Origin of the sequence: Jongsikchunia kroppenstedtii DSM 45133 (assembly GCF_000380485.1) — a bacterium.
Classification (GTDB): domain Bacteria; phylum Actinomycetota; class Actinomycetes; order Mycobacteriales; family Mycobacteriaceae; genus Jongsikchunia; species Jongsikchunia kroppenstedtii.
Genome location: NZ_AQYG01000047.1, coordinates 182,465 through 202,430 on the forward strand (window position 1 = coordinate 182,465; position 19,966 = coordinate 202,430).

19 protein-coding genes are annotated in these 19,966 nt (G+C 66.8%); 7 read left to right on the forward strand and 12 right to left on the reverse strand.

What is annotated here, in order from left to right:
- Window positions 1-44: 44 nt before the first annotated feature.
- A complete protein-coding gene (locus G341_RS21890) occupies window positions 45-1,538 on the reverse strand; it encodes an HNH endonuclease signature motif containing protein (RefSeq protein WP_018179365.1) in 1,494 nt (497 codons plus the stop codon).
- Window positions 1,539-1,680: 142 nt separating this feature from the next.
- On the opposite strand from G341_RS21890, the gene G341_RS0111880 reads away from it, so the two are divergent.
- The 3 genes from G341_RS0111880 to G341_RS23065 are packed head-to-tail and all read left to right on the forward strand — an operon-like array spanning window position 1,681 to window position 3,880.
- Window positions 1,681-2,508 (forward strand): DUF3097 domain-containing protein, encoded by an 828-nt coding sequence (locus G341_RS0111880; protein ID WP_018179366.1) that lies wholly within the window; start codon window positions 1,681-1,683, stop codon window positions 2,506-2,508.
- A 2-nt stretch (window positions 2,509-2,510) separates the two neighbouring features.
- Entirely contained in the window at window positions 2,511-3,026 is a 516-nt protein-coding gene (locus G341_RS0111885; protein WP_018179367.1) for a putative immunity protein, read from the forward strand.
- A 41-nt stretch (window positions 3,027-3,067) separates the two neighbouring features.
- On the forward strand, window positions 3,068-3,880 hold the full coding sequence (locus tag G341_RS23065; RefSeq protein WP_018179368.1) for a hypothetical protein: 813 nt from the start codon (window positions 3,068-3,070) through the stop codon (window positions 3,878-3,880).
- Here G341_RS23065 and G341_RS0111895 read toward each other — a convergent pair.
- The 10 genes from G341_RS0111895 to G341_RS21900 form a co-directional block, all read right to left on the reverse strand.
- Window positions 3,877-4,329, reverse strand: a complete 453-nt coding sequence (locus G341_RS0111895; protein WP_018179369.1) for an NUDIX hydrolase — start codon at window positions 4,327-4,329, stop codon at window positions 3,877-3,879. The two genes, G341_RS23065 and G341_RS0111895, sit on opposite strands and share 4 nt — an antisense overlap.
- Window positions 4,326-4,790 carry an SRPBCC domain-containing protein gene (locus G341_RS0111900; protein ID WP_043451338.1) on the reverse strand — a complete coding sequence of 155 codons (465 nt, stop codon included), beginning with the start codon at window positions 4,788-4,790 and terminating at the stop codon, window positions 4,326-4,328. The genes G341_RS0111895 and G341_RS0111900 overlap by 4 nt, the downstream gene beginning before the upstream one ends.
- 9 nt (window positions 4,791-4,799) lie before the next feature.
- The gene (locus G341_RS0111905; RefSeq protein ID WP_018179371.1) at window positions 4,800-5,855 is read right to left on the reverse strand and encodes a ferrochelatase; all 1,056 of its coding nucleotides are present in this window, start codon (window positions 5,853-5,855) and stop codon (window positions 4,800-4,802) included.
- Between the two features lie 16 nt (window positions 5,856-5,871).
- Window positions 5,872-6,708: an NADH-dependent enoyl-ACP reductase InhA gene (inhA, locus tag G341_RS0111910; RefSeq protein WP_018179372.1), complete on the reverse strand. Its 837-nt coding sequence runs from the start codon at window positions 6,706-6,708 to the stop codon at window positions 5,872-5,874.
- A gap of 49 nt (window positions 6,709-6,757) precedes the next feature.
- A complete protein-coding gene (gene fabG1, locus G341_RS0111915; RefSeq protein ID WP_018179373.1) occupies window positions 6,758-7,483 on the reverse strand; it encodes a 3-oxoacyl-ACP reductase FabG1 in 726 nt (241 codons plus the stop codon).
- A 30-nt stretch (window positions 7,484-7,513) separates the two neighbouring features.
- The gene (locus G341_RS0111920; protein ID WP_018179374.1) at window positions 7,514-8,506 is read right to left on the reverse strand and encodes a VWA domain-containing protein; all 993 of its coding nucleotides are present in this window, start codon (window positions 8,504-8,506) and stop codon (window positions 7,514-7,516) included.
- 15 nt (window positions 8,507-8,521) lie between these two features.
- Complete coding sequence (locus tag G341_RS0111925; protein ID WP_043451341.1) at window positions 8,522-9,463, reverse strand: DUF58 domain-containing protein; 942 nt, start codon at window positions 9,461-9,463, stop codon at window positions 8,522-8,524.
- On the reverse strand, window positions 9,460-10,605 hold the full coding sequence (locus G341_RS0111930; protein ID WP_051092773.1) for an AAA family ATPase: 1,146 nt from the start codon (window positions 10,603-10,605) through the stop codon (window positions 9,460-9,462). The genes G341_RS0111925 and G341_RS0111930 overlap by 4 nt, the downstream gene beginning before the upstream one ends.
- A 203-nt stretch (window positions 10,606-10,808) precedes the next feature.
- Window positions 10,809-12,302 (reverse strand): NlpC/P60 family protein, encoded by a 1,494-nt coding sequence (locus G341_RS0111935; RefSeq protein ID WP_043451343.1) that lies wholly within the window; start codon window positions 12,300-12,302, stop codon window positions 10,809-10,811.
- 310 nt (window positions 12,303-12,612) lie between these two features.
- The gene (locus tag G341_RS21900) at window positions 12,613-13,119 is read right to left on the reverse strand and encodes an Rv1476 family membrane protein (protein ID WP_155826934.1); all 507 of its coding nucleotides are present in this window, start codon (window positions 13,117-13,119) and stop codon (window positions 12,613-12,615) included.
- 276 nt (window positions 13,120-13,395) lie between these two features.
- Here G341_RS21900 and acnA point away from each other — a divergent pair, with 276 nt between their 5' ends.
- Window positions 13,396-16,206: an aconitate hydratase AcnA gene (acnA, locus tag G341_RS0111945; RefSeq protein WP_018179379.1), complete on the forward strand. Its 2,811-nt coding sequence runs from the start codon at window positions 13,396-13,398 to the stop codon at window positions 16,204-16,206.
- 27 nt (window positions 16,207-16,233) lie between these two features.
- Window positions 16,234-16,797 carry a TetR/AcrR family transcriptional regulator gene (locus G341_RS0111950; protein ID WP_018179380.1) on the forward strand — a complete coding sequence of 188 codons (564 nt, stop codon included), beginning with the start codon at window positions 16,234-16,236 and terminating at the stop codon, window positions 16,795-16,797.
- Here G341_RS0111950 and G341_RS0111955 read toward each other — a convergent pair.
- The gene (locus G341_RS0111955; protein WP_043451418.1) at window positions 16,794-17,243 is read right to left on the reverse strand and encodes an SRPBCC family protein; all 450 of its coding nucleotides are present in this window, start codon (window positions 17,241-17,243) and stop codon (window positions 16,794-16,796) included. The genes G341_RS0111950 and G341_RS0111955 overlap by 4 nt on opposite strands.
- A gap of 147 nt (window positions 17,244-17,390) precedes the next feature.
- Here G341_RS0111955 and G341_RS21905 point away from each other — a divergent pair, with 147 nt between their 5' ends.
- Window positions 17,391-18,296, forward strand: coding sequence for an SAM-dependent methyltransferase (locus tag G341_RS21905; RefSeq protein WP_018179382.1), 906 nt, complete (start codon window positions 17,391-17,393; stop codon window positions 18,294-18,296).
- Between the two features lie 70 nt (window positions 18,297-18,366).
- A complete protein-coding gene (locus G341_RS0111965; protein ID WP_018179383.1) occupies window positions 18,367-19,893 on the forward strand; it encodes an acyl-CoA synthetase in 1,527 nt (508 codons plus the stop codon).
- Window positions 19,894-19,966: the final 73 nt, after the last annotated feature.

Genomic DNA, 19,966 nt, shown 5'->3' on the forward strand with positions numbered 1-19,966 from the left:
AGGCTATCTGGACGACCGCAGCAGCCATGGGTGTCACCGTGTTATCAGAACGGCGGTGGATGTCGCTGTTCCCAATCTTGTTGTGCGTGAATTTGTTTAGTGCGGGTGGCCTGTCTCAGTTGATCGAATCTGCTGCGGGTTGGATGTGCCGACGGCCTGTCGGCGGGCTCGATGCTGATCGCGTCGAATAGATCCAGCCCGTTGTAGGCATTCCCCACGTACCGGAGCCCTTCGGGGCTGGTGAAGACAGTCTTATGCCACTGGTCCTGATACTGCCGCCAGGGCGTAAAGGTCTTGAGCCGGTGGTGAAATCGACACAGTGGCCCCATGTTCCCGCGGACGGTCCTGCCACCCTCATCGTGCGGATGTTGGTGGTCGAGATCGGTGTACGCGATCGGGTTGTTGCAGCCCGGGAACTGGCAGCACAGTTCACCTGCATGCAGCAGGGACCGCAACTTGCGGCTGGGGCGGTAACGCTCGGCCGCAGCCGCCGGATCCTCCTGCGGCGGTCCCACATACACCCGCTTCACCTCTGCCAGAGGAGATCGCGCGGTGTCCGCATCGATCAGGCCCTGCCCATCCCGATAGGCCGGATCCTCATCCAGCCCCAGCAACGTCGACAGATTCACCACCACATACATCCGGGGCTTGGTCGGATGGTTACACGCCGACGCCGTGTTCGGGCCGGTGACCGCACCAGCCATGTCAGCGGGAGTAGCTGCGCCTGCCGCTGCATTGCATTCATCGCAGCGGCAGACCATGTGCTGCTCGCCCTGCGCCAGAGCGACGTACGCATCGGCGCGGCGTTGCTCGAGCGTGCGCCCATCGCCCTTGTGTACCTCTTTGGCCATCGCATCCAGCCGCGCATCGATGACCGCCGCCTGTTCCTGCGGCAGACTGCCGGAGATCCGGGCCTGACCGGTGGCGAACCGATCCGGACCAACACTGATATTGCGATCATCCTCAGTCCGCGCGGCGCGACGGCGGACCGCATCCGGGTCAAAGCGGTGGATCAGCTGATCAATCAACGTCTGGAACCGTTGTGTCGACATCGGACCCCGATGAAATATCGTGACCGCCAACTCCCGATCCAGCCGCGTGATCGCCTCGAACCCGAGCAGGTCCGTGCGGGCGACCGCCACCATCATCCGGTCCAGATCGATGAACCCTTCGGCTAGCGTCCGGCCGGTCTCCGGCAGCCGGTACCGCACCGCGCTCGCGGCAGCGATCAACCGCTTGGCCCGGTGCGGCGTCACGCACAACTGCCCCCCCACATCGCCGACCGCCCGCTCCAAGCCGTTCGGCCCGTACTTCTCCCGCGGCGACAGCACCTGCTCGGCACCCGCCGACTCAGTCGGCGGATCCTGCCCGGCCAACTCCGCGATGTACTCGTCCTCGCGAAACTCGTGAATCCGCGAAACGATCTGCAACAACCGATAATCCGCCGCTCCACGAACACGCTGCGTATAGCCGGCAGCATGCACCAACTCATCGACCGACAAGTGGCCGTCGAGTTGTTCAGGCAGTGCCACCGACATGGTGACAGCATGCCGCCGCCCACCGACAAATCCTGTCCCACAACACTTCTCACATGCACTTCACTCGATCATCCGCGTGTCGCGCGGCGACGCGCCGACGAACCACGACCCCAGACGGCGATTGGCATATTAGGCTGGCGCGGTGAACGATCGCTACAGCCGCGACGTGCTGGCCTCGAAACACCCCCGGACGCAGCGGCGCCAGGTGCCCACCGTCGACGCCGAGCCCGGGCTCGTCATCGAGGACGCGGCCACCGGATTCTGCGGCGCCGTAGTCGGTTTCGAGAAGAGCTACGACGGCCAGTTCGTGCGTCTGGAGGACGCCCGCGGCCGCACACGGATCTTCGCCATGCGGCCGTCCGCATTCCTCATCGACGGACGGCCGGTCACCCTGGTGAAGCCGAAGATCGCCGCTCCGAAGCAGCCGACCCGCACCGCGTCCGGCTCGGTCGCCGTGCAGGGCACCAAGGCCCGCACCGCGCGAGCCAGTCGCATCTTCGTCGAGGGCGTTCACGATGCCGCCCTCGTCGAACGGATCTGGGGCGACGACCTGCGGATCGAGGGCATCGTCGTCTGCAGTCTCGACGGTCTCGACAATCTCGACGAGGTGCTGGCCGATTTCCACCCCGGTCCGCGTCGCCGGGCCGGGATCCTGGTCGATCACCTGGTCGTCGGATCCAAGGAGAGTCGGCTCACCGAGGACCTCTCCGAGCACGTGCTGGTGTGCGGACATCCGTATATCGACGTCTGGGAGGCAGTGAAGCCCGAGCGGGTCGGCATCACCGCCTGGCCGACGATCCCGCGCGGCACCGACTGGAAGACCGGCATCTGCCACGAGTTGGGTTGGGGCACACCACGGGACGGCTGGCGCAAGGTGAACGCGTCGGTGTCGAGCTTCCGCGATGTCGAGGTGCCGCTGATCCGCGCCATGGAGGAGCTCATCGACTTCGTGACGGCGATCCCGGAGTAGCCGTGATCCTCCCGAAGATCCGGGATCCTCGCTTCATCACCATCCGGCGGGGCGGCACGCTCACCGACGCCGACCACCAGCTGCTGGCACTGTGGGCGGCGGACTGCGCCGAACACGTCCTCAGCCTGTTCGAGACAGCCCGGCCCGACGACCCTCGGCCCCCCGACGCGATCGCAGCCGCTCGGGCCTGGACCCACGGCGAGCTGCCGATGATGCAGGCGCGCGCCGCCGGCGGGCATGCGATGGGCGCCGCGCGGGACCTGCGCGGGGCTCCCCGGCACGCCGCATATGCGGCCGGCCAGGCGGGCGCGGTCGCACATGTGGCGGCACACGAACTCGGTGCTGCCGCCTATGCGATCAAGGCGGTGCGCGCCTCCGTGTCCGCGGCGTCGGCGGTCGCCGCTGGACGAGACGAATGCCGATGGCAACGGGATCGACTGCCGCTGGAGATCCGTACGCTCGTGCTGGATGACCAGCGATTGCGCAACGACATCTGCTGGTCGGTATTCGACTGCTGAGGTGCAGAGTCGACCGCCTCAGTACTCTGGTTAGTTGCACCATGACTACCAGCGACATCGTTCATCCACCCGAGCACCGAGGCGCACCCGCCGCCCTCGGGTGCTGGAGCGCGGCCTGGCTGGCCGGCTTCTGTTCCCCCGACGACCTGCTCGACTCCGTATCGGGCTGGGGTTCGGCCCGCCTCGTCCCCGCCGACGCGCAGGTGGCCCAGCGCTACGCCCTCAACACCGACGACGATTTGGCGGCATTGCTGCCGTTGCTGCGCCGTGCCGATGCCATCACATCCCTGCTGCCCGCCGCGGGATCGCCCAGTGGCCTGCCGCCGGCCAGCCCGGTGACGACGGCCGCGCTGCAGGCGGGCGAGGTGCTGCTGATCCACACCGACCATGACGAGCATTACGCGCTCGTCCCGCACCTGCGCAGCCATGTCGAGGTCGAATTCCAGTTGCACAGCATCAATTTCGCGGCACCGCCCCTCACAATGGGCCTCGGCGAGACCGAATACCAACTGCGCCAGGCCGTTCGGGATGCCGCCGAACGGCTCGCCCGGATCGGATCGACGGGCGGCACCATCGACGATCCACGGGCCCGGCTCCTCGATCTGCAACAGCAGGCCGCGCGTCTGCGCCCGCCGCCCGGCAGTAACGAACGTGCCACGCGGGTGCTCGACGAGGCCGCTCGGATCGACGCGATCCTGCAACTGTCCGCCGAGGCGGCGACCGACTTCGGCGTGACCGCCGGTCACCATGCCGACGGCGACGACACCCTGCGGGATCTCGCCGGGGTCGTCCGTGATGCCCGAATGACCGCGGTCAACACCATCATCGGCGAGTTCCTGGCCAGGCGCGCCTAGGCCAGCAACTCCGCAAGCCGATCGAGGAACACCACCTGCCCCGCAACCAGTTTCTCGCGAGCCGTCGCCATGTCGAACCAGCCGGCCCGATCGATCTCCGGGAACTCGCGCTGCTCGCCCGATCCACGCGGCCACTCGATGCTGAAGGTGTTCGACTCGATGTGGTCGGCGTCGAAATCGCCCTCCCGCGCGAACACCGTGACCACCTTGCCGGATTGCCGGGTCGACCCGAGTTCGTGCACGGTCCCGCCCGGCGCGGACGACCCGAGTTCTTCGGCGAACTCCCGCTCGGCCGCCACCAGCGGCTCTTCAGTCGTGTACTCCCCCTTGGGAATCGACCAGCCACGCGCGTCCTTGCGGGCCCAGAACGGGCCGCCCATATGCCCGATCAACACCTGCAACTCGGGGCTGCGCCGGAACAGCAGCAGTCCCGCGCTCTGCCGCGTCATGCTGTAGCGCCCAGGTACGCGGCGAGATTCGCCAACGACGACGTCATCCCCACACGGTGATCGTCCGGGGAGATGCCCGACGGCACGTCCGTCGCGGCCACCCGAAGCAGGCACCCGCCATCTCTCTCGACAATCGTCCAGGTCATGGTCATCACGCCCGCATAGGCAGGGTCCGCTGAATCGAAATCGACAGCCCACACCACTCGACGATCCGGCGTGAGCTCGACGATCGTCTGCTCGACTGCATCCGATGCGTCCGACGTCTTACCTCGCCGCGCCTTATCGCGGTAGGTCAGCACCATCCGGAACCCAGTGCCGACCACCGGCTGGTAGCCCTCGATCTGCCCGGTCATATCCGCCGGCGGCAACCAGGCCTCGAGCGCCTCGGCATCGGTCAGCGCGCGATAGATGGCGCCGGCGTGGTGTTCAAGGAACCGATCGGCCTCATCCACGCGTGGCATGCCTCAACGCTAACGCCGTTTGGCGGGTCGCCGCACGGGTTCACAGCACCCGGCCGCGCACGGCATTCCGTTCTCCGTCACCCCGGGCGCGGTCTCGTCGCGTCCTTCGAGTTGCGCCGCAACCAGATCCACGATCATCCGGACGAATCGCGGATCCTCGCCCGCGGTGGCGGTCCGGGCGAAACCGATGCCGAGTTCGGCAGCCTTCTCGCGCGCCTCGTTGTCCAGGTCCCAGACCACCTCGAGATGGTCCGACACGAATCCGACGGGACACACGATCACTGCCCCGGTCCCCGGCGATACCGTCCCCTGTGCCACAAGGCCTTCCAGGTGGTCGCAGATGTCCGGATCCAGCCACGGCACCTCCGGCGGGCCCGATCGCGACTGCCAGACCTGATCGAACTCCGCGTAGCCGCACAGCTGCGCGACCCGCGCCGAGGCCTCCGCGATCTGCCGGCTGTAGAGGCCACCGCCGTTCGCGGGCAGTCCGGCGGCCCGGTCCGCCGCCTGCGGAATGGAATGGGCGGTGAAGACCAGCCGGGCCGCATGGCGTTGGTCGGCCGGCAGCGAATCCCGTGCCGCGACAACCGCATCGGCGCAGGCCTCGAGGAACAACGGGTGGTCCCAGTAGTGCGGCAGTTTACGCATCGTCAGCTCCGCCCAGGGGTTGGCGACCAGCGCGCGGGCGATGTCCTCGTCGTACTGCCGGCACCCGGAGTAGCCGCCCCAGGCCGACGTGGTGAAGACGAGAATCTCGCGATGCCCGGCCGCGGCCATCGACCCGACCGCGTCCTCGATCAACGGATGCCAATTTCGGTTGCCAAAGTACACCGGCAGATCGATTGCCGCGCTCCTCAGTTCAGCGCGCAGCCGATCGATCATCTCCCGGTTCAGGCGATTGATCGGCGAGGCGCCGCCGAAATGCAGATAGTGCTGCGCCACCTCATCGAGCCGCTCCGGCGGCACGCCGCGTCCCCGAGTGACGTTCTGCAGGAACGGCAGTACGTCATCGGGCTCATCCGGTCCACCGAAGGACAGGAAGAGGATCGCATCGAACTGGGGCATCGGCCCGTCCTCGCGGCTACTTGTTCAGGAACTCTTCGGGGAACCAGGTGTTGTGGCTGGCGCCGCCGTCGACGTAGATGATCGAGCCGGTAGTGCCGGGCAGCCAATCGGACAGCAGCGCACAGACGCTCTTACCGACGACCTCCGGATCGTCCACGTTCCACCCGATGGGCGACGCACCGTCCCAGTACTCGTTGAGCATGTTCAGTTTCTTGGCGTCATCGGTCGCGGTGCCGGAGATCGCCTTGGCCGCAAGGGTCTTGATCGGGCCGGCGGCAACGAGATTGGACCGGATGCGCTTGGCCGTACCGACCTCGCGGGCGACGTAGCGGTTCACCGACTCCAGCGCCGCCTTCGAGACGCCCATCCAGTTGTAGTCCGGCAGCGCGGTACGCGGGTCGAAATCCATGCCGACGATGGAGCCGCCCTCGTTCATGGCGGGCAGAACGGCCCGCGCCAGCGATGCGTAGCTCCACGCCGAGATCTCGAACGACTTCGCGACGTCCGGGCCCGGCCCCTCCAGGAACGGCAGGGCGTCCGGACCCATCAGCGTGCGCGGCGCGAAGGCGATCGAGTGCAGCACGCCGTCGATGCCCTGCGGCGCCAGCTCCCGGATCTTGTCGGCGAGCGTGCCCAGGTACTCCTCGTCGGTGACATCCAGCGGAATCGCCGGCGGCACTTCCTGCGGCAGCCGCTTGGCGATCCGGTCGATCAGCCGCAGCCGGTCCGGGATACCCGTGATGATCACCGTCGCACCCTGCTCCTGGGCCACCTTGGCGGCCGAGAAGGCGATGGAGGCATCGGTGATGATGCCGGTGATCAGGATGGTCTTGCCCTCGAGCAATCCGCTCACTGCTGTCTCCTCAGAGTCGAAAGTTGTTGCCGTGGAATCGATGGCCGGATCAGTGACCCATGCCCAGGCCGCCGTCGACGTTGATGACGTTGCCCGTCACATACGCCGCGTCGTCGGACACCAGGAACGAGATGACACCGGCGACATCGTCAACGGTGCCCATCCGCTTGGCTGGGATCGCCTGATCCACAGCGGTTTTCGTGTATTCCTCGGGCAGCGCGCGGGTCATGTCGGTGTCGATCAGACCGGGCGCGACCACGTTCGCGGTGATGTTGCGCGAACCGAGCTCGCGCGTCACCGACCGTGCCAGACCGATCACACCGGCCTTGGATGCCGCGTAGTTGGCCTGGCCCGGGGTGCCCATCATGCCCACGACCGAGCCCAGGTAGATGAAACGGCCCCAACGGTTCTTGAGCATCCCGCGCGTCGCGGCCTTGGTGACGCGGAAGGCGCCGGTCAGATTGGAGTTGACGACATTCTCGAAGCTCTCCACGCTCATCCGCATGAGCAGGGTGTCCTCGGTGATGCCGGCGTTGGCGACCACCACCTCGACCGGGCCCTGGTGCTCGGCGACGGTCTTGAACGCCGCCTCGACCGACTCGGTGTCGGTGACGTCGCACTGGACGCCGAACAGTCCCTCCGGGGCGCCGGAGCTGCGGTGCGTCACGGCGACCTTGTGTCCGTCGGCCGCGAGTCGCTGCGCGATCGCCAGACCGATACCCCGGTTACCACCGGTGACAAGGATGGAACGAGACTTCTTCTCAGCATCTGCCATGGGGGAAACCTATCAGGGCACCTTCCGGCGTCACGGCAACCGTCGGTTGAGGGCCACCGCGCCCAGGGCCGAGATCAGCACCAGCAGCGTGCCCCAAATCACCCATGGATGCGAGTTGTCACCCTTCTCCGTCGTATACCCGATCTGCCGCTGCAGCGTGCCGTAGACCTTCTTCAACTCGTCCAGCGACGAGGCCGTGAAGAAGCTGCCGCCGGAGATATCGGCGATCTTCTTCAGCGACGGATCGTCCACCGGCACCGGCACGGTCTGCTGCTCACCGCTCTGGGGATCGCTGATCTGCACCGAGCCGCTCTTGGTGCCGAACGAGATGGTGCTCACCGGCACCTTCAGCTCCTTGGCCTTTCGAGCCGCGGTGTTCGCGCCACGGGGGTTATCCGGATCCTGCGGCACCGTCTCCTTGCCATCCGACTCGAGCACGACCCGCGCCGGCGGCGCCGACTTCCCGCCGCCCAGCAGGTTGTTGAACGTGGTGATCTGATCGAGTGCGGCATAGATGCCCTCGCCAGTCGCCGTCTTCTCGGCCAGCTGCAGCTTGTCGATCGCGTTCTTGATCGCGGTGCGGTCGGTCGACGGCGTCACGAGCGTGGTCGCGGTGCCTGCGAACGAGATCAGGCCCATGTTGATGCCCGACGGCAGCTCGTCGGCGAACTGCTTGGCCGCCTTCTGCGCCGCGACCAGTCGCGACGGCGCCACGTCGGTCGCCTGCATCGACAGCGACACGTCGATCACCAGGACGACAGTGGCCTTGTCGCGCGGCACCTTGCGATCGGCCTGCGGGCCGGCCAGCGCGATGGTCAGCAGCACCAGGCCCGCGACCATCAGCACGATCGGGATGTGCAGCAACAGGTTTCGCTGCTTGGGTGCGACCTTCTCCAATACCTCGAGGTTCGCGAACAGCAGCGCGCGACGATGCCGTCGGTACTGCATGAAGACGTATCCGGCCGCCAAGGCGGCGACCGGGATCAGCAGCAGCAACCACCACGGGTGCGCCAGATCAAACATCGATGTCACCGTCGCTCATCGGTGCACCCCGGCTCCGGCGCCGATGCTGCGGCGCTGCTGCCCGATAAACCGCACGACGTCGGCGATCCAGTCCCTGTCGGTGCGCAGGGACATCAAGGGCGCACCGCAGCCGCGCAGAGTCCGCTCGACCTGACCGCGATGTTCGGCCGCGGCCCGCGCGTAGTCGCGGCGCACCGTGTCGGTGACCGAGAACTCGCGCACCTCACCGCTTTCCGCGTCCCGCAGCACCACATCGCCCACCGCGGGCAGCTCGATGTCGCGCGGATCGAGGATCTCGATGCCCAGCACGTCGTGATGCGCGGCAACCGCTCGCAGCGGCCTATCCCAGTTGATCGTGCCGAGGAAGTCGCTGATCACGACGGCCAGTCCACGACGGCGTTCGGGACGGCGCAATGCATCGATGCCCTCCCGGAGGTCGCCGCGAACGCCGTCGGCGCTGCGCCGGGTCGTGGCAATGGTTTTGAGCAGATTCAGCGCATGCGCGCGGCCGCTGCGGGCCGGCACGCGCACGATCCGGTCGCCGGTGACCATCACCGCGCCGATCCGGTTGCCGCCACCGACGGTCAGGTGCACGACCGCAGCCGCGGCGGCGACGGCGAGATCCCGCTTGGTGCAGTCGGTGGTGCCGAAGTCGAGGCTCGCCGACACGTCGACGACCAGCCAGGTCTCGAGCTCGCGGTCGGCGACCATCTGCCGCACATGCGGCTGCGTGGTGCGGGCGGTGACGGACCAGTCCATCCGGCGGACGTCGTCGCCGGGCTGATATTCACGAGCCTCACCGGGTTCGGTTCCGGGCCCCGGGATCAGCCCGAGGTGATCGCCCTGCAGCACGCCGTCCAACCGGCGCCGAACCGTCAATTCCAGGGTCTTGAGTGCCGCGGTGAGCTTCGGGTCCTCCAACGTCCCATCACGGAACGAGGGCAGCGCAGCAGTCATCGCGCCTGCGGTTGCGGCGGCTGTTGCTGCTGAGGCTGCCCTGGAGCCGGCGGCTGCTGCGGCGGCATCTGCGGCGCCCGGGCGGGTTGCTGCTGCGGCGGTGCCTGCGGGGCGGGTGGCATCGGCGCCTGCTGCGCGCTCACCTGCGGCAGACCGACGGTCTGCAGCACCCGGGTGATGATCTGATCCGCGTCGATCTCGTCGGCCAGCGCGTCATAGGACAACACCAGCCGGTGCCGCAGCACGTCCGGCATCACCTCGACGACGTCCTGCGGGATGACGTAGTCGCGACCGCGGATGAGCGCGAGGGCGCGCGCGGCGCCGACGATGCCGAGCGTGGCACGCGGCGACGCACCGTACGACAGCCAGCCCGCGACCTCGTCGAGTCCCGCCTCGGCAGGGCGACGAGTGGCGGTGATGACCCGCACGACATAGTCGATCAGCGCGTGGTGGACGAAGACATTGGCAGCCTTGCGCTGCAGCGTCAGCATCGTCTCCGGATCGAGCACCTGCGAGGCGGTGGGCGGGGTGTTGCCCATCCGATAGACGATCTCGCGCTCCTCCTCGACCGACGGATAGTCGACGAGCACCTTGAACAGGAAGCGGTCGCGCTGCGCTTCCGGCAGCGGGTAGACGCCCTCGTTCTCGATCGGGTTCTGGGTCGCCATCACGAGGAAGGGATCGGGCATCGGGTAGGTGGTGCCGCCGATCGAGACATGCCGCTCGGCCATGACCTCCAGCAGCGCCGACTGGACCTTGGCCGGTGCGCGGTTGATCTCGTCGGCCAGCACGAAGTTGGCCAGGACCGGGCCGAGTTCAGTCTCGAACTCCTCGCGGCCCTGACGGTAGATCCGCGTGCCGATGAGGTCGGTCGGGACCAGGTCGGGGGTGAACTGCACGCGCGAGAACGATCCGCCAACGACCTTCGCGAACGTCTCGACCGCGAGCGTCTTGGCCACGCCCGGAACACCCTCGAGCAGGATGTGCCCGCGGGCCAGCATGCCCACAAGGATCCGCTCGACCAGCTGATCCTGACCGACGATGACGCGCTTGACTTCGTACATCGCCTGTTCGAGCAGCTTGACGTCGGCATCGACGATCTTGTCGTCCCGAGTCATTTCCTCAGCTGAGGTCACCCGCATCCTCCTGTGTCGGCCGGAACCGGTCGGTTGTGTCGCCCACCGAGCCTAGCCGCGCCTCGCCGACACGGACCAGGGCACGCCGCGCGCTGTCGATTGAACAACCGAGAAGTCGCCGGGAAACCGGACCGGTCGGCCGCCGGGTCTCCCCGTCGGCCGACCGGAGTTCGGCCGCCGCATCGCGGCCATTGCGTCGGCGGCGCCGGTCAGAGCATGCGCACCACGTAGGGCATCGCGCCGCTGGTGCGCAGCGGCGAGATCTTGACGACGTCGCCCGACTGCGGCGCCTCGATCATCTGGTTGTTGCCGAGATAGAGCGCGACATGCTCGCTCGCGTTGGCGCCGTAGAAGATCATGTCGCCACGCTGCATCTCCGACAGCGGATAGTGCGGGCCGGCCTGGTACTGGTAGCCGGTGTAGTGCGGCAACGAGATCCCGACGCCGGCGAACGCGTAGATCATCAGGCCGGAGCAGTCGAAGCCGGGGTGCGCGTAGTCGCCGTAGCTGTCGGCCACGCCGCCGTCGCGAATGCCCAGCGTCGGCCCATTGGCGTCGCCGCCGCCCCACGAGTACCGGACGCCCAGCTGCGACATCGCCCGGTTCACCACGATCTCGACGCCGGCCGAACCGGTGACGGTCGGGTTGTCGGTCCCGGTACTGGTGCCGTCGCTCGGGGTACCGGATTGGGAGCCGTCGCTACTGCTGTCGTCCAGGCCGTCGAGCGATCCGGTCGACGAGCCCAGCGAGCCCAGCGGATCACTCAAGTCCAGATGGCCGTTCTGCAGCTTCGCCACCATCGCCGCGAGCAGCTTCTGTCCCGCGTTGGTCGCCAGCTTGAGGGCGGCCTCGCCGGCGACCTGCATCGCCGCGTTGCTCGCCGCCTCGAAGTCCGAGCCTCCGGCGGCCGGGGTCGCCCCGGGGGCACCGGCGGCCGGCGTCGCCCCCGGAACGGGGGCCGCGGCCGGCGTCGGGCCGGCGACCGCGCCACCGGTGCGCAGCTTGTCCAGCGCCGCCTGCGCCTGATCACGGGCCTCGGTCAACTTCTGCCGGTTCTTCTGCGCGTCGGCGACGGCCGTGCTGGCGGAATTGATCTCCTTGCGCGCGTTGCCGAGCAGCGCGGCCGCGTTGTTCGTCGCCCACTGCGCCTGCTGTTGCGAAGCGGCGGTGGCGGCGACCTTGTTGGCATTGGCGTTGCGGGCCTGCTTGAGCCGGTCGATGACGCCCTGCTGCTGGCGGCTCAGCCGGTCGATTGCCGACGCGCGGTCCAGCGCGGCGCCGGGATCGGAGGCGCCGGAGAGCAATGAGACGGTCGAGCCGTCGCCGCCATTGCGGTAGACGTTGCGCACGAACGAGTTGAACTGATCCTGCGCTTGCTTGATCGCGTTGTTGGAATCGTTCAGCGATTGCTTTGCACCGACGGCCGCGGCGGCGGCCAGCCGCTGGCTCGAACGCGCATTCTGCAGATCGACCAGCGCCCGGTTCACGGCCTCACGCTTACCCGCGAGTTGCTCATCGAGGTCCGACAGTTGTTGATTCGCATCAGCGATCTTGTTCACCAGGGATGCGATCTGGCCGGCCGGCGATTGGTCGGCCGGATCAGCACCGGCCCACCCCGCCCCGGCCGCGCCGGCCCCGGCGATGACGCCGGCGACGGATACGGATGCTATGGCGGCACGCAACCAGCCAGCGGTTCGCCTCAACGTATGTCTCCTTGCAGATCGCCTCAAATCTGGCAATCGCCAACCATCACGGAGGTGTTCAACTTCCCCATTGACACCCTCAGACGCATTGGCGACATCTGAACCGTACGCCACATCGGACACCAACGAAACATGAGTAACAAATTACAGAGCAGTAATTCGGGTGAATATGTGCGTATGCGGGAAAAACACATCGGAAATAAAAATCGCGAATTGCGCTAATTACAACGATGTGTTTTTCCGCAAAGGCGGATTCGCGTCACGACAACGCGTATTGATAGCCCGATTCGGGCATTGATTTCCGGCCCGATCAGGCCGCGGCGTCCGCCCGGCGGGCCCGGTTGCGCAGCTGCCACCAGCGCGCGATGACGGCACCGACTACGACGACGATCACCAACCCGGCCGTCACCGCAGTCCACGGGACCTGGTCCTTATTCAGCCGCTCATACATCTGCTGCGCGGCCACCGTCGGCTGCTTATCGGTCTTGTCCTCGGCCTGTTCGAGGGTGACGCGGCTGTAGTGATCGCTGATTGCACCGGACGCATCGGAAGGATTGCCGAGAACGATCACGGTGCCGCCGGTCTGCTGCTGCACCTTCGCCGCGATGTCGCGGTAATTCGTCACCATCTCGGTGGGGCCGTCGTAGACGACGAAGTTGAGTTTGTGGCCGGACGCGGCCGACTCGTGGACGACCTTCTCGAGGCCAGGAATCAGCTTCTCGGAACCGGCGGGTACGTAGACGCCGTCCTGTTTGACACCCGCGACCATCGCCGGGATGTCGGCCTCGTCGGGCACGACCGTGAGCAGACCAGTCATGTGCGGCATCCTCTTTCCCTCGGGGCAGACCCGAGGCCGGTGGTTCCTCTATCTAGTCCTGCCGATGCGGCAACACCAGTCAGAACAGTACGACACAATCGAAGACGGCACGCCCGACGCCCCGCCCCCGCCGCTAGCAGTACGGCCGTACTGCTAGACTTGCACCATGCGCCCATGGCTGTTGGGCGCCGCAACATGCCATCGACTCAGCCCAGGCGATGGTCCGACAGCGTCGAAATCAGCCCGGTTCGGCGCGAACACGAAAGTGGAGTTGGTATGTCAGTTGATTCCTTCGGCGCCCGCGGCACCTTGACGGTGGGCGACGACTCCTACGAAATCTTCCGCCTCAACGCGGTCCCCGGCACCGAGAAGCTCCCCTACGCCCTCAAGGTGCTGGCGGAGAACCTGCTGCGCACCGAGGACGGTGCCAACATCACGGCCGACCACATCAACGCGCTCGCCAACTGGGATCCCTCGGCCGAGCCGAGCGTCGAGATCCAGTTCACCCCGGCCCGCGTGATCATGCAGGACTTCACCGGTGTGCCCTGTGTCGTCGACCTCGCGACCATGCGTGAGGCCGTGACCGCCCTCGGCGGCGACCCGAATAAGGTCAACCCGCTCTCGCCGGCCGACATGGTCATCGACCACTCCGTCATCCTCGACGTGTTCGGCACCGCCGACGCCCTGCAGCGCAACGTCGAGCTGGAGTACCAGCGCAATGCCGAGCGGTACCAGTTCCTGCGCTGGGGCCAGGGCGCGTTCGACGACTTCAAGGTCGTCCCGCCGGGCACCGGCATCGTCCACCAGGTCAATATCGAGTACCTCGCCCCCGTGACCATGGTGCGGAACGGCCAGGCGTACCCGGACACCTGCGTCGGCACCGACTCCCACACCACGATGGAGAACGGCCTGGGCGTCCTGGGCTGGGGCGTCGGCGGTATCGAGGCCGAGGCCGCGATGCTCGGCCAGCCGGTCTCCATGCTCATCCCGCGCGTCGTCGGCTTCAAGCTGACCGGCGAGATCCAGCCGGGCGTCACCGCGACTGACGTCGTGCTGACCGTGACCGACATGCTGCGTCAGCACGGTGTGGTCGGCAAGTTCGTCGAGTTCTACGGCAAGGGCGTCGCCGAGGTGCCGCTGGCCAACCGCGCAACCCTGGGCAACATGAGCCCGGAGTTCGGATCCACCTGTGCGATCTTCCCGATCGACGGCGAGACCATCAACTACCTGCGCCTCACCGGCCGCACCGACGAGCAGCTCGCGCTCGTCGAGGCATACGCCAAGGAGCAGGGCATGTGGCACGACGCCGACAACGAGCCGGCCTACTCGGAGTACCTCGAGCTGGACCTATCGACGGTTGTCCCGTCGATCTCCGGCCCGAAGCGTCCGCAGGACCGAATCCTGTTGTCGGAGAGCAAGACCGCGTTCCGCAAGGATATTCACAATTACGTCGAGGAGAACCACCCGCCGGCGCACACCCAACTTGACGAGGCGGTCGAGGAGTCCTTCCCGGCCTCGGATCCGGCGGTGCTGTCGTTCGCCGACGACGGCGCGGTGAATGTGCAGTCGGCGGCCAATGGCGCCGAGGGGCGCCCGAGTAAGCCGGTCAAGGTCTCGGGCGAGCGGGGCGAGTTCATCCTCGATCATGGCGCCGTCGCGGTCGCGGGCATCACCTCGTGCACCAACACGTCCAATCCGTCGGTGATGATCGGTGCCGCGCTACTGGCCCGTAACGCCGTCGAAAAGGGCCTGACCAGCAAGCCGTGGGTCAAGACCAATATGGCGCCAGGCTCGCAGGTCGTCACCGACTACTACGAGAAGGCCGGCCTGTGGCCGTACCTCGAGAAGCTCGGCTTCTACCTGGGCGGCTACGGCTGCACCACCTGCATCGGCAACACCGGTCCGCTGCCGGACGAGATCTCCAAGGCCGTCAACGACAACGACCTGACGGTCACCGCCGTCCTGTCGGGCAACCGCAACTTCGAGGGACGCATCTCCCCCGATGTGAAGATGAACTACCTGGCGTCGCCGCCGCTGGTCATCGCGTACGCGCTCGCGGGCACGATGGACTTCGACTTCGAGACCGACCCGCTCGGCCAGGACACCGAGGGCAACGACGTCTTCCTGAAGGACATCTGGCCGTCGGCGCAGGAGATCGACGACACCATCAAGAACTCGATCAGCCAGGACATGTTCCGCAAGTCCTACGCCGACGTGTTCAAGGGCGACGAGAACTGGCGGAACCTGTCGACGCCGGAGGGCGACACCTTCGCGTGGGGCGAGGATTCGACCTACGTGCGCAAGGCGCCGTACTTCGACGGCATGGGCATGGAGCCGGAGCCGGTGTCGGACATCAAGGGCGCACGCGTCATGGCGCTGCTGGGCGACTCGGTCACCACCGACCACATCTCCCCGGCCGGTCCGATCAAGCCGGGCACCCCGGCCGCGCAGTACCTGGACTCGCACGGGGTGGCCCGCAAGGACTACAACTCCCTCGGCAGCCGGCGCGGCAACCACGAGGTCATGGTCCGCGGCACCTTCGCCAACATCCGCCTGCAGAACCGCCTGCTCGACACCATCGGGCTGGAGGGCACCCAGGGCGGCTACACCCGCGACTTCACGCAGGAGGGCGGCCCGCAGTCGTTCATCTACGACGCCTGCCAGAACTACGAGAAGGCCGGTATTCCGCTGGTCGTGCTCGGCGGCAAGGAGTACGGCTCCGGATCGTCGCGTGACTGGGCCGCCAAGGGCACCCGCCTGCTCGGCGTGAAGGCCGTCATCACCGAGTCGTTCGAGCGGATCCACCGCTCCAACCTCATCGGCATGGGCGTCATCCCGCTGCAGTTCCCGGAGGGCGAGAACGCCAAGACGCTCGGCCTCGACGGCACCGAGATGTTCGACATCGAGGGCATCGAGAAGCTGAACGAGGGCGTCACGCCGAAGACGGTGCACGTCACCGCCACCAAGGAGAACGGCGACAAGGTCGAGTTCGACGCCGTCGTCCGCATCGACACCCCCGGTGAGGCCGACTATTACCGCAACGACGGCATCCTGCAGTACGTGCTCCGCAACATGATTCGCGGATAGCGCACCGGGCTGAGCAGGTACTGACAGGTGCCCAAGGTCAGCGAAGACCATCTGGCCGCGCGCCGTCGGGAGATTCTCGACGGCGCGCGGTCCTGCTTCGCCGAGTTCGGCTACGACGGAGCCACCGTCCGCCGGCTCGAAGAAGCGACCGGACTGTCGCGGGGCGCGATCTTTCACCACTACCGCGACAAGGAAGCGCTGTTCCTGGCGCTGGCGCATGAAGACGCCGAACGCATGGCCGATGTCGCGGCCGAACAGGGCCTGGTTCAGGTCATGCGCGACATGCTGGACCGCCCCGACGAATTCGACTGGCTCGGCACCCGACTGGAGATCGCCCGAAAGCTGCGGACCGACAAGGGCTTTCGCGACGAATGGATCGCCCGGTCGGCCGACCTGGAGTCGGCGACGCTCGCCCGGCTCGAACGCCAGCGCACGGCCGGACGGCTACGCGACGACCTGCCGCCGGAAGTCCTGGTGAAGTACCTCGATCTGGTCCTCGACGGACTCATCACCCGCCTGGCCTCAGGTCAGGACATCACCGGGCTGCACGCCGTACTCGATCTGGTCGAGGAATCGGTCCGCCGCTCCTAGTCGGCGTGTGCCGCCTCCACCAGTTCGCGAAGCTTGTTCTCCGTCGACGAAACCGCCACGCCGACAACCGGTTCGACCACCTTGTTGAGCGCCTTGCCGGCCAGGCCGCCGCCGAGGTCGTAGCCGAACTCCATGTCGACACGAGTGCTGGTCGGACCCAGCTCGGTGAACTTCCAGCGAGTGACGCAGATGGTGCCCTCGATCGACTCCATGACGATCAGCTTGTTCTGCTCCCAGGCGGTGCACTTCATCACGCTGGGGAAGGTCTTGGGGCCGACCACCATCGCGGACTTGAAGGTGGCACCCAGTCCGTGGGTCTGCTCGGTCAGTGGCTCGAACGTGCTGACGCCGTACATCCACTTGGGGACGTTCGCGGCCTCGTCCACGTACTCGAAGGCAGCCGATACCGGCACCTCGATCGTGCTGCTGCGCTCAATATTCTTCACGCTGACACTGTACGGAAGCGGCGGATCATGTCCGAACACCGACAGGCCCGACGGTTTCGCCGGTTATGCCGCGTCACCCGCCGAACTGTCAGTAGACCCACAGCTCGGATCCGACTCCCCTGCGCCCCGGCTTTATAGATTGAGCACATGCGGACCGAGGACGACACCTGGGACATCAACACGAGCGTCGGCGCGACCGCGATCGGTGTCGCCACCATGCGAGCCGTCGAGACGCACCGCCCCGACGCGGTGTTCGCCGATCCCTACGCGGAAATGCTCGTCGCCGAGACCGATTCGCGGTTCGCCGCCGTCCTCGCGGACCATCTCGCCGGCCGCGAGCCAGCTGCCGACTCCCCGATCGCCGAGCGGATCCGCCGCGGACTCGGCGGCTTCATGGTTGCCCGCACCTGGTTCTTCGACAACTACTTGCGGCAGGCGATCGATTCTGGCATAAGGCAATTCGTCATACTCGGGGCCGGGCTCGACGCCCGCGCCTACCGACTGACCTGGCCCGCCGGATCGGTGCTGTTCGAAGTCGACCAGCCGCGGGTGCTCGAGTTCAAATCCGCAGCGCTCGCCAAGCACGACGCGAAACCCGGCGTCGATCGCCGAGAGGTGGCCATCGACCTGCGCCGCGACTGGCCCGCCGCACTGCGATCGGCCGGATTCGACGCGGCCCGACCCACCGCATGGCTCGCCGAGGGATTGCTGCGTTACCTCCCCTCGGACGCGCTCGTGCGGCTGCTCGCGAACGTCGCCGCGCAAAGCGCCCCGACCAGCAGGTTCGCCGCGAATTTCAACACGCGGTCGGCTGCACAGGCAATGGCGCAGCACCAGGACCGCACCAGGGCGGCGGACGGCGCGCGCCCGTTCCCGACGGACCTATGGTTCCACGAGGATGATCGGGCCGACCCGGAGGAATGGCTTGCCGAGCACGGCTGGAACCCCGAACACGTCAGCTGCCACCGCATCCTCGAACAGCTCGGGCGCGACCCCGGAGACCACGACTTCGTCGGTCGGCACCTGCTGTTGACGGGAACCGCTCCCGCCTGACATTCGCTCGTGATTAACTAGGCGAACGATCACTCGGTCGCTCATCTACGCGCAGCAGGAAGGAACATCGGTGTTCCCAGGGACCTTCGCCGCAACCACACCGGACAAGCCCGCCGTCATCCGGCCGGCCACCGGCGAGAGCATCACCTATGCCCAGCTCGATGAGCGCTCGACGCGAGCGGCGCACTATCTGCGCGGGCTCGGACTGGTGCCGGGCGACCACCTGGCCGTGGTCGCGACCAACGACATCAAGGTACTCGAAGTCTATTGGGGCGCATTGCGATCCGGCCTCTACATCACGGCGGTCAACCATCACCTGACCGCCGACGAGGTGAACTACATCCTGGACGATTGCGGGGCGAAAGTCCTGTTCGCCTCCGCCGATTGCGCCGCCGCGGTCAGCAAGTCCGACGAGGTCGCCGGTATCGACCATCGCGTCGCGTGGGGCGGACCGATCCCCGGCTTCGAGGACTACGACCAGGTCATGGCGTCCGCGTCGAACGCGCCGCTGACCGATCAGCCCCGCGGCGTCGACATGCTCTACTCGTCCGGCACCACCGGCCGGCCGAAGGGCATCAAGCTCGAGCTGCCCGGAATGCAGATCGGCGAGGAACCCGATCGCTTCACCGCCATCTTCGCGCCGCTGTACGGCTTTGATGCCGATACCGTCTACCTCTCCCCTGCGCCGCTGTATCACGCTGCGCCGCTTCGCTATTGCGGCATGGTCAACTCGGTCGGCGGCACGCTGGTGATGATGGATCATTTCGACGCCGAACAGGCACTGGCGCTGATCGACGAATACCGGGTGACGCACAGCCAGTGGGTGCCCACCATGTTCATCCGGATGCTCAAGCTGCCCAAAGACATTCGCTACAAGTACGACGTGTCGAGCATGAAATGCGCCATCCACGCCGCGGCGCCGTGTCCGGCGGAGGTGAAGCGGCAGATGATCGAGTGGTGGGGGCCGGTGATCCAGGAGTATTACGCGAGCACCGAATCCGCCGGCGCCACCTTCATCAGCGCGGCCGAGGCGCTCGAACGCCCCGGCTCGGTCGGCCGGTCGGCGATGGGGCCGATCCGCATCTGCGGCGACGACGGGGCCGAACTGCCGGTCGGCGAGACCGGCACCATCTACTTCGAGCGCGAAGAGATGCCGTTCGCGTACCACAACGATCCCGGAAAAACCGCTGCCGCACAGCATCCCGAGCATGCCAACTGGGCGACCACCGGCGACGTCGGCTACCTGGACGACGACGGCTACCTCTATCTCACCGACCGCAAGAGCTTCATGATCATCTCCGGCGGGGTCAACATCTATCCGCAGGAGGCCGAGAATGTCCTCATCGGTCATCCGGCCGTGTACGACGTCGGCGTCATCGGGGTGCCCGACGAGGAGCTCGGCGAACAGGTGAAGGCCTGCGTTCAGCTCGAACCGGGCTTCGAGGCCTCGGACGAGCTGGCCGCCGAGCTGATCGACTTCACCCGCGAGCGGCTCGCGCACTACAAGGCGCCCAAGTCCGTCGACTTCGTCGACGATCTGCCCCGGACCCCCACCGGCAAGCTGGTGAAAGGCAAATTGCGCACGAGATATTGGTAATCATGAATGTGCCCGGCGGACTCTGATAACGTTCCCCAAATTGTGGGTCAACTGACCCAATCGGGGTGGGGTT

Bases quoted from the DNA above. Each gene is read 5' to 3' on its own strand.
- G341_RS0111905 (WP_018179371.1), bottom strand. From the start codon at position 5,855: ATGCCCCAGTTCGATGCGATCCTCTTCCTGTCCTTCGGTGGACCGGAT.
- G341_RS0111925 (WP_043451341.1), bottom strand. From the start codon at position 9,463: ATGACTGCTGCGCTGCCCTCGTTCCGTGATGGGACGTTGGAGGACCCG.
- G341_RS21890 (WP_018179365.1), bottom strand. From the start codon at position 1,538: ATGTCGGTGGCACTGCCTGAACAACTCGACGGCCACTTGTCGGTCGAT.
- fabG1 (WP_018179373.1), bottom strand. From the start codon at position 7,483: ATGGCAGATGCTGAGAAGAAGTCTCGTTCCATCCTTGTCACCGGTGGT.
- G341_RS0111900 (WP_043451338.1), bottom strand. From the start codon at position 4,790: ATGCCACGCGTGGATGAGGCCGATCGGTTCCTTGAACACCACGCCGGC.
- G341_RS0111930 (WP_051092773.1), bottom strand. From the start codon at position 10,605: ATGCGGGTGACCTCAGCTGAGGAAATGACTCGGGACGACAAGATCGTC.
- G341_RS0111895 (WP_018179369.1), bottom strand. From the start codon at position 4,329: ATGACGCGGCAGAGCGCGGGACTGCTGCTGTTCCGGCGCAGCCCCGAG.
- G341_RS23065 (WP_018179368.1), top strand. From the start codon at position 3,068: ATGACTACCAGCGACATCGTTCATCCACCCGAGCACCGAGGCGCACCC.
- G341_RS21900 (WP_155826934.1), bottom strand. From the start codon at position 13,119: ATGACTGGTCTGCTCACGGTCGTGCCCGACGAGGCCGACATCCCGGCG.
- acnA (WP_018179379.1), top strand. From the start codon at position 13,396: ATGTCAGTTGATTCCTTCGGCGCCCGCGGCACCTTGACGGTGGGCGAC.
- G341_RS0111920 (WP_018179374.1), bottom strand. From the start codon at position 8,506: ATGTTTGATCTGGCGCACCCGTGGTGGTTGCTGCTGCTGATCCCGGTC.
- G341_RS21905 (WP_018179382.1), top strand. From the start codon at position 17,391: ATGCGGACCGAGGACGACACCTGGGACATCAACACGAGCGTCGGCGCG.